Origin of the sequence: Microcystis sp. LEGE 00066, from assembly GCF_015207925.1 — a bacterium.
Lineage (GTDB): Bacteria > Cyanobacteriota > Cyanobacteriia > Cyanobacteriales > Microcystaceae > Microcystis > Microcystis ichthyoblabe_A.
Genome location: NZ_JADEVX010000101.1, coordinates 1 through 15,907, shown reverse-complemented (window position 1 = coordinate 15,907; position 15,907 = coordinate 1). Strand labels below are relative to the sequence as shown.

Genomic DNA, 15,907 nt, shown 5'->3' with positions numbered 1-15,907 from the left:
GGGAGATGGAGAGAATAAATAAAAATAATCTCCCGAAGACTGAATCCTGAATCCTGACCACTGACGGCGGACTGCTGTATGATAAAATTTGTCCCGATAGGATAAATTAAGGTCGTGAAATTTGGTCAGTGGTTGGGGTTTATCTGTTTAATAATGGCTCTTTATGTATTGTGGCAGATTCGACAGCTGTTATTATTGATTTTTATGGCGATCGTGTTTACCGTAGCCTTAAATAGATGTGTGAAAGGATTGCAGAGATTAGGTATTAAAAGGGGTTTGGCTATTTTAATTACCCTGCTGACGAGTCTGGGAATTGCGATTTTATTTTTTATAATTATTGTTCCCCCCTTTATCGAACAGTTTCAAAAATTAATTGAACTTTTACCGCAAGCTTGGAATTTAGTCCGCAATAACTCGATTCAATGGCGACAACAATTTCAATTTGATTGGTTGCCATCGCTGCCTAATTTAACTGATTTAGGACAGCAGTTACAACCTTTAGGAACTTTTGTTTTTAGTAACTTTTTTACTTTCTTTTCTAACTCAGTTGCGGCAATTTTGCAATTATTATTCGTGCTGGTGTTAGCAATGATGATGTTAGCCAACCCCCAACCCTATCGACAAGCTTTCTTAAAATTATTTCCTAACTTCTATCGTCGTCGTGCTGAGGAAATTCTTACCCTATCGGAAGCGGGTTTAGGTAATTGGTTGTTGGGAATTGCCATTAGTTCAACTATGGTAGGATTATTAAGTGGGTTCGGTCTTTTGGTTCTACAAATTAATCTAGTTCTCGTTCATGCTATCCTAGCAGGATTGCTCAATTTTATCCCTAATATCGGACCGACTGCTAGTGTGATTTTTCCGATCCTCATTGCTGTTATCGATGCACCTTGGAAAATTGTCGCTATTCTGATTCTCTATTTTATTATCCAAAATGTCGAAAGTTATTTATTGACACCCACTGTCATGGCTAAACAGGTATCTTTACTACCGGCAATTACCCTAATCGCTCAAATTTTCTTCGCTCAAATGTTTGGCATCTTAGGTTTATTATTGGCTTTACCTTTGACAGTGGTAGTAAAAACATGGTTAGATGAATTATTATTCAAAGACATTTTAGATCAGTGGGATCAAGTCCATAACAAATCTTAAATAATCTCGGCAAAAACCATGAAATTAATCATTCTTACTCTCGTTATTTTATCTAATGTTTTTGCTACTCTCCCAGCTAAATCTGAAACAGTGCTAGAAAAAATTAAACGCACGGGATTATTAGAAGTAGCGATGAGAGAAGATGCCATTCCGTTTGGCTATCGAGATAGTAATAATAATTTGCAGGGATTGTGCTTAGATTTTATCCAATTGCTTAGAGAAGAACTCAAGCACAAATTAAACCTCCAAATCATCAGTGTCAAAATTTATAAATCGACTTTATTTAATCGCTTCCAGTTATTGGAAAATAAAACCGTTGATTTTGAGTGTGGTCCTAATAGTATCAGAAAAAATATACCTGATGGTGTCAGTTTTTCTCGCCCTTTTTTTGTGACGGGAACTCAGTTTTTAGTTCGGAGTGATAATCAGAATAATTTTAACTTTTCTTCGTCCTTAGAAGGTATAAGTATTGGAGTTTTGCGAGATACCACCACTCAAGAATTATTAAGACAAAAATATCCTCTTGCTACCTATCAAGAATTTCAAGGAGTGACGGGAAGACTGCGAGGTATTCAAAGTTTAAGAAGGAATAGAATAGATGCTTTTGCTAGTGATGGGATTCTGCTAATTGGAGAAGCTGTCATTCTCGGTTTATCCTTAGAACAAGATTATCAACTTATCCCCCGCAATCCTTTAAATTGTGATTATTATGGTTTCATTCTTCCCGCTAATGATCTCCAATGGCAAGAGTTTATTAATGGGGTTATCGTCACCAGTGAGAACAGAAATATTTTTAAAAAATGGTTTACTGAAGTTGCTTCCTATTTTAGAGATACTTGGCAGTATTGTCGTAATAATCCCGAAAAATCCCAGTAAAATTTAACGATTATGCACAAAAAGAATGATTTATTTTGGTTAATTGGTTGCGCTACAATAATCCTGTTTATTTGCAGTGCTATCAGACATATTTTATTTCAATCTAATGCTCTTGATCTTGGTTGGTTCGATCAGGGAGTTTACTTAATTTCTCAAGCTAAACCACCGATTATATCTTTTGTTGGCTACCATATCTTAGGCGATCATATCGCTTTTATTCTCTATCCTATAGCCTTACTTTATAAAATTTATCCTAGCGTTTATTGGCTGCTTTTCTTACAAGCTTTTTCCCTTTCCCTTGCCGTTTTTCCCCTCTGGCAATTGGCAATACAAGCGGGATTAAAAGAAAAACAAGCTTATACATTAGCCTTAGTTTATCTGCTCTATCCCCTGATTTTTAACGTTAATCTCTTTGATTTTCATCCAGAAGTTATCGCAGTGCCAGCCATTTTTTGGACGGTTTTAGCGGCAAGATTAAATAATCTCTGGGGATTTTGTCTAGGAATTATTATTATTCTCGGTTGTAAAGCAATTCTCTCTTTAACATTGTTGGGAATGGGTATCTGGTTACTTCTCTGGGAAAAGAAAAAAATCCCCGGAATAATTGCCATGATTAGCGGCATTCTTTGGTTTATTATCACCACGAAGTTATTAATTCCCCTCCTGACAGGAAAATCGGCAGTTATTGAAATGGCTGATTCTCGATATAGTTATCTAGGAGATAGTTTGCCAGCAATTATCTTTAATCTGTTCCTCAAACCCGATCTAGTCTTGGGGAAAATCTTTACTGGCAATAATCTAGAATACCTCATCCTATTAATTATTCCCTTAGTTTGGGGTTTATCCTGGCGCTATTCTACCGCAATAATTGCCGCTATTCCCGCAATCGCTTTAAATTTATTAGCAGATCATGCCCCACAAAAAAACTTAACCACTCAATATTCCCTGCCAATTTTGCCCTTTTTATTTCTAGCAGTTATCGCCACTTTAGCCCATAATGGTAACTGGTTTAAAAAACCTAAATGGATAATTACTTGGGCAATTATTGCCTTTTTTGCCCTAGCTAAATACGGCTATTTTTGGTCACTGTATTTAAATTCCCTCGATACTTGGTCCGCTACCCAAAAAGCTCTCACTCAAATTACCACCAGTGACAGTGTCTTGACTACTTCTAGAATTGCCCCCCATCTTACCCATCGGGAAATGATTAAATTAGCGATCGAAGGTTCCCAATCCCTGGATTTAAATCAATTTAATTATATCCTACTCGATCACCGTCATCCCGGTTGGTCTAGTTCACCAGAACTAATTGATGATCACTTAAATAAACTGAATCAAAATGAGAACTTTCGGTTAATCTTTAATCAGGATGATGTGTTTTTATATCAGGCCTTGACAACCCCTCAAGAAACAAAATAATTTTTCGTTCCACCAATTCCAATAAATTTTCTTTATCGACGGGAAACCAGACAATATCAGCATCGGCACGAAACCAAGTGCGCTGACGTTTGGCAAATTGACGGGTGTGGAGGATAATTAGATCGATCGCCTGTTCTAAAGAAATTTCTCCGAGGAGATATTGCTTAATCTCTGCATAACCCAAAGTCTGCAAAAGTGGCAAATCCCAACCGTATTTATCCCCCAAATTCTGCACCTCTGCTACTAATCCCCTTGTGATCATTTGATGAGTACGAACAGTGATCCGCTTGTCTAAACTTTCTGGGGAACAGTCTAAACCAATTTGTAAAATTGGATAAGTGGGGGGATTTTCTCCCTGCTGACTAGAGATAGGTTTTCCTGTCAGATAAAAAACCTCTAAAGCGCGTAAAGTCCTGACCTGATCATGGGGATGAATTTTTTTAGCGGCCTCTTCATCTACCTGCATTAGAATTTGATAAAGATAGGATTGTCCTAAAGCTTGTAATTGCCGTCTCAAATCCGCTTGAGGAGAAACCCTCGGTATTTTTAAACCTTTGACAATGGACTTGATATAAAGTCCCGTACCACCGACCAAAAACAGAGGAGAATAGTGGAGATTGCTGATTAAATTCTCAGCCTGTTCTTGGTACTGTGCTAGGGTAAAATTATCTTGAGGATCACAAATATCAATTAGATAATGGGGAATCCGCTGACATTCTTCTAAGCTAGGTTTAGCAGTACCAATATTAAATTCTCGATAGATTTGTCGGGAATCGGCACTGAGAATTACTGAATTAAACTTTTCGGCCAATTGTAGGGCTAAACTGGATTTTCCTGTGGCAGTTGCCCCACAAATAACAATCAGAATAGTTGACATACTCCCCCCGTCAAGCTGCGCTGTGACGGGGGATTCTTGACCTATCACTATCGGAAATTGCTTGTTCAACGGGGAGCATCCCAGATATGTAATGAGTATAAATGCTGATGGCTAGGAAGAGGGAGATAGAGGATAATTAGCCCTAAACTAACCATACCAGATGTAGGCATCATCAATGCTCAAGAAGAACTGCAATTACAAGAACATCTGCAAGCTATCGGCAAAATCCTCAGCAATTCTCAGTTTTAGACACAGCAAGCCTTTTAGGGATTTAAAGAACATTTTAAAGGGGGATTTTTGGCGCAACTTTGGGTGTACTATCACGTCAAAAGCCCGAAGACTCGTGAAATGAAATTCGCCATCCCATTGAATTTTACCCCGTATTATGCGAACTAACTCCCAAAAGCCTTATTACAGGGCAAATTTAGAATTGCTGGCCTATTTTCCCCATACTTTCTTCCTGAGCCCTGAAATGCTTATCATACTAAATCCGTTGAGTATGGACTACATATCAAGAGAGGCACTGGGAGCATCTCACCTTTGTAACCCCTAAATCAGGTTTTATGTCAAGCTATTTTAAAAGCCTTGCCAGAAACCAGTTTTAGGGACAAGTATAATTACTCACTTGCATAAATGAGATGCTCCCAGATGCACGAGGCACTCAGGCAAAACGGAGAATAAATAATCAGTTTTTAATAACTGGATTTAGCATCAGTTGTACTTAATTTAAATGAATCAACCCTAGGGAGCAGGGGGGATCGAACCTAAAATCCATTTTAAATTTGATTATAACCAGCTACTTAACCTCAGCTAATCCACGGAACTTTCTTTCTGGATTAATACCTCACCAGCGATTAAACGTTGGGCTGCTGAAAGTAAAACATCCTCAATATAGGGCTTGACAAAATAACCTTTTGCCCCTTTAGCGGCGGCAAGATGCTGCATTTTTTGCGTCCCTTGGTAGGCAATTATCGCCACTGGTATCCCCTGAAGTTGTTCATCCTCTTGCAGACGAGAGAGTAATTCTAACCCATTCAGGCGAGGCATTTCGATATCGCAGAGAATCAGATCACAAGCTAATCCGGCCTGTAATTTTTCCCATGCTTCTAAACCGTCCTGGGCCTGTTCAATGCGATAACCAGCTTTAACCAAAGAAATCGCTAACATTTCCCGTACTATTAACGAATCATCGACAATCAAGACGAGAGGACTCGATTGTGCTAACAAATTAGGGGAATCACTATCAATAATCGTTGTATCGGAGGATGAAAGCTGATTAGAGGTCGCTTTAATACTATTAGCTAGTAATACTTCCCCCGCAATCATTCTTTCAGCTGCCGAGAGTAAATCTATTTCCGTGTAGGGCTTGGTAAAATAACCACTAGCCCCTAATTTCGCCGCCACCTGACGATGACGTTCCGAGCCTCGGGAAGTCAACAAAGCCACGGGAATCGTCGCTAATCGGGGGTATTTTTGCAAATTAGACAGTAATTCCAGGCCATTCATGCGGGGCATCTCGATATCACAGAAAACGATATCACAGGGCAAACCACCGCGTAATTTTTCCCAAGCCTCTTGACCATCCCGGGCTTGTTCCACACGATAACCAGTTTTACTAAAGCTTAAAGAGAGCAATTCCCGAACAGTAATCGAATCATCGACAATCAGAACCATAGCCTCGGATTTTTGGCTAATTTCCACATCTACAGGCGGTACAGATTGGTGCCAAAGACCACCGTTATCGATACGCAGACGACCGCTGGCGATGTCGATCAACTCTAACACATCGCCGACGGGCATCACCGTACCATCGCCTAAAACCGTCGCCCCAGCAATCCCAGCCGTTTTCGGAATCGGTCCTTCGATCTGTTTGATCACGATCTCCTGTTCCCCGATCACTTGATCCACCTGTACCGCGAGGAGATTATTACCACCGCGCAGGATCACGATCGCAAAAGAGTCCTTCCCCTGTTTGCCGGTGTAAAAACTACCGCGACTAAGTTGTCGATTGTAGGAAAGCAAATCGCTCAAGGGTTGGAAAGGTAGTAAAGTGTTTTGCCAGAAAACGCAGCGCCGTCCCTCCCGATCCATTTGGATATCCCTGGCCGGGAAATCCCTCACATCTTCCACTCCGTCCATGGAGAAACCGATGCGAGCATGATTACTAACACAACAGAGGGCCTTACAGATACTCAGGGTTAGGGGTAAACGGAGGGTAAAAGTGGTTCCTTGGCCCAGTACCGAGTCAATAGTAATCGTCCCGCGCACATCGATTAAACTGGTACGCACCACATCTAAACCCACCCCACGACCGGCAAAATCATCGGCCTGATCTTTGGTACTAAAACCGGGATGAAAAAGAATTTCATAGACTTCTTGGGTACTGAGGTTTTGAGCTTCCCGATCGCTGATCAGGCCTTTTTCGATCGCCTTAAGTTTAACCAGATTAACATCAATACCGGCCCCATCATCACTAACGGTGATCACGGTTTGATTGCCCTGTAGGAATGCCCGAACCGAGATCGTACCGTGGACAGGTTTGCCTTTGGCCAGGCGTTCTTCGGGTGATTCAATGCCGTGGGTGATCGCATTGTTGACCAGATGAATCATGGGACTATTGAGATTTTCGAGGATCATCTGATCGATGAGAACACCCCCTCCTTCCACTTTTAATTTGGCTTGTTTGTGCAGTTTCAGGGAAATATCGTGAATTGCCCGGGGTAGATGATCGGCAGTTTGACTAAAGGGAACCATGCGCGATTTGGTCATCCCTTCCTGTAGTTGGGTGGTAGCCTGTCGCAGACTGCGCGTCACCTGATCGGTTTCATCGACGACAAATTGAAGATCAGAGGCCGATTCTCGCACGCGCACGATCAATTCGATCATCTCTTGGGATAATAAGTGGAAATCGGTAAAACGGTCGATCTCTAGGGCATCTAGTTCCCCAGTCATAGTCGAATTGCCCTGATTTTTTCCCTGAACCCCACCATAACCGATGGCACCGCCAGCATTGCGACTAGCCAGTAAAGCCCCTTCTAGGAGGCTTCTTTCATAGAGATCCTGCATCCGAACGCCCACATCGCTGAGATTTTGGACTTGGTTAAGCAAATTATCTAAAAAGAGACGCAGGCGATCCTGTTCCTGTTCAAGGCGATTGCGTTTAACCACCAGTTCCCCGATCAGATTGCTGAGGTTGTCCAATTGTTTGATCGGCACCCGCATCGTCTGTTCAAAAGCTTTAGCAACAAGGGGACGCAGGTTATTTAACCCGACCGGTGGATTGGTTTCTTCGAGGAGTTTTTCTAAATCCTTGAATTCAGGCTCTGGGGAGCTTTCCGTGGCAATTTCCAGTAATTCTAACCGTTGGAGAGGTTCTGTCGCGGCCAGCGGCTCCCCTGCTGTGGATTCCGAGAGGAGGACCTCTAGGGATTCAAAGATGTCCGGCAGTGGCGATTGCGCTGGTGGAGTGGGTTTTTCCAGAAAAGCTTCTAAGTCTTCGAGGCTGTCGTAAAAATTCGGGTTGCTGATGGTTATAATTGCCTCTGAGTCCTGGACTGTTGCATTTTCTAGCAGCAGCGATTCCAGATCATCCCCATCTTCTGGTTCTGACTTGGGATCGGTCCCACGGGTAGAATGAAGATCATTAGTGGCGGTTTCTTCCCAATTGATGCTATCGCTAAAAAGTTCTGCTAATTCCGGTTCTAAGGGCAAGAAAGACAGGGTTTGGTCAAGAGAAGCCCCATACCTCGCCGCTGGCGGGGAAGTCTGCTCAAATAAAAAGCTAAGTTCGTCTAGGGTCTCGTCACCGTCGGTGTCTTTGTCTTCTAAACTCTCTAACAACTGTTCGAGATCTTCGTTAAAGAAATGATCCCAGTCGGGTTTCATCATGATTTGCTTCCTGCCAAGTCTTCCTTTTTGGTCAACCAATGCGCTCTCTCTAGCTTCAGATTACCCAGAATTTTACCCGATAAATCCATCCACTAGGAATTTTTTTATGGCCAATCAAACTCTTGGACTCGATCGACAATTTTATTCCTATTATCAATCTATCTGTCTGCGAGAACCCCCGATTTTAGCTCAATTACGTCAAGAAACTGCCTCTCAACCCCTGGCAGTCATGCAGATTGCCCCCGAACAAGGTCAGTTTATGGCTTTTTTGGTACAGGCGATCGGGGCGAAAAAAGCCCTAGAAATAGGGGTTTTTACCGGTTATAGTGCGCTAGTGGTAGCCTTAGCTTTACCCCCGCAAGGCAAGCTCATCGCCTGTGATCTGAGGGAAGAATATACCAGTATAGCCCGCCGTTATTGGCAGCAGGCCGGTGTCGCTGATAAAATCGATTTAAGAATTGCCCCGGCCCTGGAGACTTTAGATCAATTAATCGCCGGGGGAGAAAGTAATAGTTTTGATTTTGTCTTTATCGATGCCGATAAAAGTAATTATGATTGCTACTACGAACAGGCGTTACAATTGGTCAGAAGCGGCGGAATTATCGCTATTGATAATGTTTTTTGGTCAGGACGGGTAGCGACGGCCGATAGCAATGATAATCGCACCAAAATTATCCGTTCCCTTAATGCCAAAATTCAGCAGGATGAACGGGTCAATATCAGTATTATTCCTATTGGTGATGGTTTGACCCTGGCCATGAAAAAGTGAATAAGCTAAGAGGTATTAGAAAAGCTTTTGCTCTTGCGGAAACCACCCAGGACAACGCTACATCCCTTAAGCTCCTTAACGACAGCACTAAGTTATCAGTTCCACGGAGAGGGTGGGATTTGAACCCACGTTAGGTGTGACCCTAAAGCAGATTTCGAGTCTGCCGCATTCAACCACTCTGCCACCTCTCCACAGGGTTTGAGTCTGGATTATTATTTTAACAGATTACTTGCCCTAGGATTGATTTTTTTTATGAATCAAGCTCCTTTTCTTCCAGTTAACCATCCCCGGCCTAACTTTCTCGACCGGTTAGGGAGTCTCTGGAAATTTTCCCGTCCCCATACGATTATCGGCACTTCTTTAAGTGTTTTAAGTCTGTATTTAATTGCTTTAGGCGATATTAGCGATTTTTTTAGCCATTGGTCGGTTTTATTGCTCACTTGGGTCGCTTGTCTTGCGGGTAACGTCTATATCGTCGGTTTAAATCAGTTGGAAGACATCGACATCGATAAAATCAATAAACCCCATCTTCCCCTAGCCAAGGGCGAATTTTCTCGGTTGACAGGCGGGTTAATCGTGGGTTTTAGCGGTATTTTAGCAATTATACTGGCTTTTATCGGTGGTTTTTGGCTGTTAGTCACCGTGGGGATTAGTTTACTCATCGGTACTGCCTATTCCTTGCCACCAGTGCGTTTAAAACGCTTTCCCCTCTGGGCAGCCTTCTGTATTTTTACCGTCCGGGGTGTCATCGTTAATTTAGGTCTTTTTCTGCACTACAACACAGTTATTAATCAAAATCAGTCTATCTATCCCTCGATTTGGGTTTTAACAGCTTTTGTTCTCGTTTTCACTGTTGCGATCGCTATTTTCAAGGATGTTCCTGACCTAGAAGGCGATCGCATTTACCAAATTACCACTTTTACCCTGCTGCTCGGCCCAGAAAAAATCTTAACAATTTCCCTCTTGACAATTTCTCTATGTTATGCAGGTATGATTGTCGTCGGTCTCTTGGGAATAACGGGAATTAATTCTCCTCTGGCCATTGTCGCCCATCTGCTCCTACTTGTTCTTCTTTGGTGGCGTAGTCGCGGGGTAAATTTAGAAGATAAAAGCGAAATCAGCCGATTTTACCAATTTATTTGGAAATTATTCTTCCTGGAATACCTAATATTTCCCCTTGCTTGTTTAATATAAAAATATCTCCTTTTGTTAGGTAGTTTTATTATCACTCAAAATGGGGCAAATATGCAGGGAACTTTTATCACTCCCGTGACTTTAAAAGTCGAGAAAACTAATACAGGTGAGCGCATTTTAGCCACGGGTAGCGAGGAGTTTTTTCTACTGATGACCGTGCAGAAAAGTCGTCCCCCAGCAGTTAAAATTATCGGCAAGGGATTAGATGCGATCATGCAAATTGGCTCCCAGGAAATCTCAATTATCGACGGTGCAGTTAGATTAAAAGAGATTAAGTAATAGTTTCCTCAATTATGATTGATTATCCCAACGTTTAAATAAAACATTTAGATAGTCTATCGCATTACCGCCACCCCAATACGGAACTAAATCATAGAAACCTATTGGATTAAAATTATAAGGTTCTAAAAACTTTTTCAATTCAAAAAAATTAGTATGATCTTTATCCTTATTCCGGAGAGTAGTTTCGGCAAATATATAGCGAATTTTTCCCGCTTTTAAAGTATTTAATGCTCCTTGTAAAACTGGAATTTCAAAACCCTCTGTGTCTATTTTTAAAATGTCTATGTATTCAACATTAACCAGATTATTTTCGAGAAAGCTATCTAATTTTGTTAAAGTAAATAGTTCCACTGTTTGATCATTTTGTAGGGATAAAGAGGGATCAGGTTTTGCTTTCAAAGAATTGGTTCCTTTCGTCCCTATGGTAACTATTTCTTCTTGTCCATCTCGATCTGTAAGAGCTAATTGATAGCAAAAAATGTTAGTATCTTTGCTGGTAGCGGCTTGTAGTTTTTGGAAGGCTTTGGTGACTGGTTCAAAAGAATATATCTTGGCTTGGGGAAACTTTTGACGATAGTGAAGTGCCGATTGTCCTAAATTAGCTCCCACATCAAAGATGATCTCTACTTTTAAATTGGGAGAGAGTCTATTAATATCTTCCTTATAATCACACCCAAAGGGTAAATACTTGGTCTTATATAGAGCGAAACCCCAAGAATTTAATAGTCTTTTAGCAGCTATTTTTAACATTATAATTTCTTAACAAATGGTTTGACTCGTATTGTAGCTGATTAATGTCACTTTGTCAAGGGGAAAGGAAAACTAAACAGTGTTTCTCCTATACATCGGATCATCGAGCATAACCTGATTTGATGCTGACTTGTAATTGATAATAACTGAGCAATGGAGTATTAAGAGACTAGCTATACTTCTAACCAGAGATTTACAAAATTATGACCAATCTTCTCAAATAGATAAATCGTGCGTCAATCTATTCCCAGCCTGAAACTTTATAAGTCTCTCTCTACTAAACGTTTTGTGAGGACTCTTAAACATTAATCAATTTCATCGTAATTTAAGAAAAGATGCTGATTTTTTGCCTATCTCAAGCGCGTAGATATTTTGAGGATTAAAGATGATGGTACGAGATTCTGATTTAGGCAAATTCCACGAAAACCGACCCCTTTGTCAAGGATAATTGTCAAGATGATGACCATTTGAGAAAATATTGATGATATAATCGAGATGGCTGCTCAAAATAGCCCCTAAATTTAGAACTATCGAGAATTGCATCGATAATTTCTGCCTAACTAAACTATGACTAAATATCATCAAATCACCGTTAACAATCGTCAGACGGGCGAAAAAATTACCACCACCGTTCCAGAGGATAACTATATACTGCACAGTCTGGAAAAACAGGGTCATCAATTACCCTTTTCCTGTCGCAATGGAGCTTGTACCAGCTGCGCGGTCAGGGTATTATCAGGAGATATTGATCAACCAGAAGCGATTGGACTATCACCGGAATTAAAAGCCAGAGGTTATGCCTTACTTTGTGTCAGTTATGCCCATAGCGATATGGAAGTAGCCACCCAAGACGAAGATGAAGTCTATGAATTACAATTCGGTCGCTTTTTTGCCCGTGGAAAAGTGCGTTTTGGTTTACCCTTAGATGAAGAATAGATTAAGGATTAATCGTGCCAGATACCAGCAGCCAATTAGAAAAATACTTAGACATTGCCAGCGAAGCCGCCCTAGCGGCGGGAACAATTATCCTCGATAATTGGGGTAAAATCGAGACAATAGAAGAAAAAGGGCGATCGGGCGATTTAGTGACGGAAATAGATCGTCGAGCAGAAACAGAAATTCTCAAAATTATTGGCCGTCACTTTCCCAAACACGGGATTTTAGCGGAAGAATCGGGAAAACTGCCAGGGACCGATAACGACTATCTCTGGGCGATCGATCCTCTCGATGGAACCACCAACTATGCCCACGGTTATCCCGTATCCGTCGTCTCTATCGGACTACTGATCGCAGGGAAAGCAGCAGTAGGAGTCATCTATAACCCCTTTAGAAAGGAACTATTTCGGGCAGCCCGGGGTTTGGGGGCCACCCTGAACCGTCGTCCCATCCATGTCTCCCGGACCAGTGAACTAGAAAAAAGTTTACTGGTGACGGGTTTTGCCTACGATCGCTGTCAAACCCCCGATAATAATTATGCCGAATTCTGTTATCTCACCCATCTGACCCAAGGGGTACGCCGCAGCGGTTCCGCTGCCAACGACTTAACCGATGTGGCCTGTGGGCGCTTAGATGGTTATTGGGAACGAGGAATTAATCCCTGGGATTTGGCCGCGGGAGTTATTCTGATCGAAGAAGCTGGGGGTAAAATTAGCGCCTACGATGAGAGTCCTTTTTTGATAGAAACGGGGCGAATCCTGGCTACTAACGGACAGATTCACACCCCCTTAAGCCAAGCTCTGCAAAAAGCGGCTTCTTGGAGCTTTCAGTTTTAATGCGATTATCATTTTGATTAAAGTTAGGATACTCTCTATGACTTTTCCAATTTCCCAGGGATTATTTCAATATGATTTAATCGATCACTTCGCTATTTTAGGAGTCTCGATCGATGCCGAACAGGAGGAGATTCGCCAGCGTTACTTAAAAATCGCCTATAAACTCCATCCTGATACCTGTCGCACTTACACCCCCGATGAAAAGGAACAGGCTCATCGGTTACTTTCAAAATTAGTTAACCCCGCCTACGAACATCTGAGCCACGATCTATCTCGCGAAGAATTTCGCCTTGTTTTAGCACAAATGGGCAAGGCAATGGGGAGAGATTTGAGTAAAATCACCATCAGTAGCGAACCAGCTAGAAAACTAGCCCAATCTAGCGCTAACTACGAATTAGTCTATCAAAAAATCCTGCAATCTTTGGCGATCGATCAATATACCGCTCTAGAAAATACCTATCAGAAAATCGCCCAACTCAGTGAACTCAATCTGGTCTATCTGATCTTAACCGAAGGTCAGGGCAGCAGGAAAACCACCCCGAAAGTCTTTATCTCCCAGGGCAATACTAACCAGTCCGAGTTAGTTAGAGCGACTTTCACCACGGCAACCCAGACTAAAAGAAAGGAATCGCCCCTAGAAGCCTATATTCGCCGCGCCCAAGCTTCTCTTGACGAAAATAACCCCGCCCAAGCTTTGCGAGAATTGCGCGATGCCCTGCGGCAAGAACCGGATAATGGCATCTGTCACGCCCTGATCGGTTTAGCCTACCTGCGACAAAATCAACTGTCCATGGCCCGGGTTCATATCAATCGCGCGTGGCAAACCAACCCCCAAGATGCAACGGTGATTAAGTGCAAACGGGAACTAGATAAAATAATTAATTCTAATACTGAAATGCAAGACCAGAAAGGACAAAAAGAGGAAGGAGAGCGCAAGGGCGGTTTTTGGTCTCGATTTGGTGGTAAAAAGAAATAGGACTGACCAGTGCCACCGATTTTGATTAGCAAACTCCCATGATTCATCAACCCCCGGCGGGGACAAGGGATTTATTACCCCTAGAAGTTACCCAAAAAGGCTGGATTAACGATCGCCTTCAGTCTGTCTTTCAGCGTTGGGGCTATCAAAGGATCGTCACCTCCACCATTGAATGGCTCGATACCCTCACCGCAGGCGGTACGATCGATCCCAGCACCGTGATCCAACTCCACGGGGATAGTCAAGGACTATCGGGATTACGCCCTGAATTAACCGCTTCCATTGCCCGTAGTGCCGTCTCCCGCATGAGTGGGGAGTCCTATCCCCAACGTCTCTGTTATCGGGCCAACGTTTTTCGTCGCCCTAGCACCGGTTATCACGGTCGTCAAGTGGAATTCTATCAAGCGGGGGTAGAATTGCTCTTTTCTGGCGGTTTACTAGCTGATGTCGAGATTTTACTGCTCCTGGCTGACTGTTTCGATGGTTTGTCCGTCCCTAACTGGCAGATTATTCTAGGAGAAGCGGGTTTGACTCGTTCGCTACTTTCTCCCTTTCCAGATCCCTTACGCGAACAGGTGAAACGCTGTTTAGCCCTCCTCGACTACGTTAGCCTCGAAAATCTTCCCTATCCCAACGAAACCCTCCGGCAGCAAGCCCGACAATTATTTCATCTGCGCGGTAATCCTGAGGATGTCCTCGCACAAGTGGCCCTATTAGCCCAGGAAGAATCAGCCCAAAAAGCCGTTAATAACCTTAAATCCCTAGTAGAGCTGCTTAATGCTGATCGCTCTAGTCCTTTCCCCCTAATTCTCGATTTAAGTCTCATTCAAACCTTTGATTACTACACCGGCATCGTTTTTAAAGCGGTTAGTGATCACCAGCAAAATCTCAGTATTTTAGGCCAGGGCGGACGCTACGATCAATTATTGGGCGTTTTTCATCCCCAGGGTCAATCGGCTCCCGGTATCGGTTTTTCCCTGAATATCGAAGAACTGCACGAAAGTTTATTATCAGGCCAGACTTTACCCACTCAAGCTGCCCCCCTCGACTGGTTGCTTATCCCTTTGGGTAATAACGCCCAGATAGCGACTTTTAGTAAAGCTCGCTCCCTTCGCACCAGTGATCCGAATCTGAGAGTGGCGATCGATTTAGGTGGTCGCAGCGAGGCACAAATTCGCACCTATGCCCGCGATCGAATGATTAAAAATCTCGCCTGGGTGCAAGAAGATGGTTCCGTGATCGAAGAATCTCTCTAAAAGGGGGCAAAAGCGGCGAAAATACTACCTTCTGCCCGCTGCTGTAGGACTCTATCTAGGGTTTGCGGCAAGAAGTACGGGCGAAGCATTCGGGCAATAACCTATCGGTGAAACCGTAGATTTTTTATCCGAATGCTTCGCCCCTACAGGACAAAGATGTAGATGTAGGTTGCTCTAATGGGAAGTTTTGTGACGACAAGTAGCATTGATGATATTTATGGGGAATAATAGATTTAGATGAGTGCCTAACTTTCCAATTGGTAGCGACTTGCTATGAAACAACCAACCGCCAATTATGATGAACCCTGGAAAGAAGCATTAACCGAGTATTTTGAAGCGTTTTTATACTTCTTCTTTCCTGAAGTTCACCAACTAATTGATTGGACACAAATTCCCGAATCCCTAGAAAAAGAACTCAAACGAATTACCGCTTCAGCAAAGACAAAAAAACGTTTCGCTGACAAACTCTATTCAGTTATCAGTTATCAGTTATCAGTTATCAGTGACTAATTGGAAGCAAGTAGCAATCCTTTTGCTATAATAGTCATGGCACACCTGAAAACAAAAGCGACTACTGGGAAGCTGCCAGAACGGGAACAGTGGAAGTGGAAGTTAATCAGGGGATTATAAGTAGCTGGTTATAATTAAATTAAAAATGGATTTTAGGTTCGATCCCCCCTGCCCCCCTTGATAAGG

14 protein-coding genes and 1 tRNA gene are annotated in these 15,907 nt (G+C 42.5%); 11 read left to right on the top strand and 4 right to left on the bottom strand.

What is annotated here, in order from left to right; genetic code table 11:
• The first annotated feature begins 114 nt into the window (after nucleotides 1-114).
• The 3 genes from IQ224_RS14520 to IQ224_RS14510 are packed head-to-tail and all read left to right on the top strand — an operon-like array spanning nucleotide 115 to nucleotide 3,447.
• Nucleotides 115-1,152, top strand: a complete 1,038-nt coding sequence (locus IQ224_RS14520; protein WP_002745895.1) for an AI-2E family transporter — start codon at nucleotides 115-117, stop codon at nucleotides 1,150-1,152.
• Between the two features lie 18 nt (nucleotides 1,153-1,170).
• Nucleotides 1,171-2,028: an amino acid ABC transporter substrate-binding protein gene (locus IQ224_RS14515; protein WP_002745893.1), complete on the top strand. Its 858-nt coding sequence runs from the start codon at nucleotides 1,171-1,173 to the stop codon at nucleotides 2,026-2,028.
• Between the two features lie 12 nt (nucleotides 2,029-2,040).
• Complete coding sequence (locus IQ224_RS14510; protein ID WP_194033129.1) at nucleotides 2,041-3,447, top strand: DUF2079 domain-containing protein; 1,407 nt, start codon at nucleotides 2,041-2,043, stop codon at nucleotides 3,445-3,447.
• On the opposite strand, the gene miaA is transcribed toward IQ224_RS14510, so the two are convergent.
• Both miaA and IQ224_RS14500 read right to left on the bottom strand, forming a co-directional pair.
• Complete coding sequence (miaA, locus tag IQ224_RS14505; protein ID WP_194033128.1) at nucleotides 3,389-4,324, bottom strand: tRNA (adenosine(37)-N6)-dimethylallyltransferase MiaA; 936 nt, start codon at nucleotides 4,322-4,324, stop codon at nucleotides 3,389-3,391. The genes IQ224_RS14510 and miaA overlap by 59 nt on opposite strands.
• A gap of 810 nt (nucleotides 4,325-5,134) precedes the next feature.
• Entirely contained in the window at nucleotides 5,135-8,212 is a 3,078-nt protein-coding gene (locus IQ224_RS14500) for a hybrid sensor histidine kinase/response regulator (RefSeq protein WP_194033127.1), read from the bottom strand.
• Between the two features lie 106 nt (nucleotides 8,213-8,318).
• On the opposite strand from IQ224_RS14500, the gene IQ224_RS14495 reads away from it, so the two are divergent.
• Nucleotides 8,319-8,981, top strand: coding sequence for a class I SAM-dependent methyltransferase (locus IQ224_RS14495; RefSeq protein WP_002745881.1), 663 nt, complete (start codon nucleotides 8,319-8,321; stop codon nucleotides 8,979-8,981).
• A 104-nt stretch (nucleotides 8,982-9,085) separates the two neighbouring features.
• Here IQ224_RS14495 and IQ224_RS14490 read toward each other — a convergent pair.
• Nucleotides 9,086-9,172 (bottom strand) — tRNA-Ser (locus IQ224_RS14490).
• Nucleotides 9,173-9,233: 61 nt separating this feature from the next.
• On the opposite strand from IQ224_RS14490, the gene IQ224_RS14485 reads away from it, so the two are divergent.
• On the top strand, nucleotides 9,234-10,175 hold the full coding sequence (locus tag IQ224_RS14485) for a homogentisate phytyltransferase (RefSeq protein ID WP_002745879.1): 942 nt from the start codon (nucleotides 9,234-9,236) through the stop codon (nucleotides 10,173-10,175).
• Nucleotides 10,176-10,187: 12 nt separating this feature from the next.
• A complete protein-coding gene (locus IQ224_RS14480) occupies nucleotides 10,188-10,454 on the top strand; it encodes a hypothetical protein (RefSeq protein ID WP_002745877.1) in 267 nt (88 codons plus the stop codon).
• 12 nt (nucleotides 10,455-10,466) lie between these two features.
• On the opposite strand, the gene IQ224_RS14475 is transcribed toward IQ224_RS14480, so the two are convergent.
• Nucleotides 10,467-11,207: an FkbM family methyltransferase gene (locus IQ224_RS14475; protein ID WP_002745875.1), complete on the bottom strand. Its 741-nt coding sequence runs from the start codon at nucleotides 11,205-11,207 to the stop codon at nucleotides 10,467-10,469.
• Nucleotides 11,208-11,774: 567 nt separating this feature from the next.
• On the opposite strand from IQ224_RS14475, the gene IQ224_RS14470 reads away from it, so the two are divergent.
• The 5 genes from IQ224_RS14470 to IQ224_RS14450 all read left to right on the top strand — a co-directional run bounded on the left by IQ224_RS14470 (nucleotide 11,775) and on the right by IQ224_RS14450 (nucleotide 15,721).
• Complete coding sequence (locus tag IQ224_RS14470; protein ID WP_002745872.1) at nucleotides 11,775-12,143, top strand: 2Fe-2S iron-sulfur cluster-binding protein; 369 nt, start codon at nucleotides 11,775-11,777, stop codon at nucleotides 12,141-12,143.
• Between the two features lie 14 nt (nucleotides 12,144-12,157).
• On the top strand, nucleotides 12,158-12,979 hold the full coding sequence (locus IQ224_RS14465; RefSeq protein WP_002794377.1) for an inositol monophosphatase family protein: 822 nt from the start codon (nucleotides 12,158-12,160) through the stop codon (nucleotides 12,977-12,979).
• A gap of 37 nt (nucleotides 12,980-13,016) precedes the next feature.
• Entirely contained in the window at nucleotides 13,017-13,955 is a 939-nt protein-coding gene (locus tag IQ224_RS14460) for a J domain-containing protein (RefSeq protein ID WP_194033126.1), read from the top strand.
• Nucleotides 13,956-13,993: 38 nt separating this feature from the next.
• Nucleotides 13,994-15,211, top strand: coding sequence for an ATP phosphoribosyltransferase regulatory subunit (locus IQ224_RS14455; protein WP_194033125.1), 1,218 nt, complete (start codon nucleotides 13,994-13,996; stop codon nucleotides 15,209-15,211).
• A 273-nt stretch (nucleotides 15,212-15,484) separates the two neighbouring features.
• Complete coding sequence (locus IQ224_RS14450) at nucleotides 15,485-15,721, top strand: hypothetical protein (RefSeq protein WP_002745864.1); 237 nt, start codon at nucleotides 15,485-15,487, stop codon at nucleotides 15,719-15,721.
• Nucleotides 15,722-15,907 lie beyond the last annotated feature (186 nt).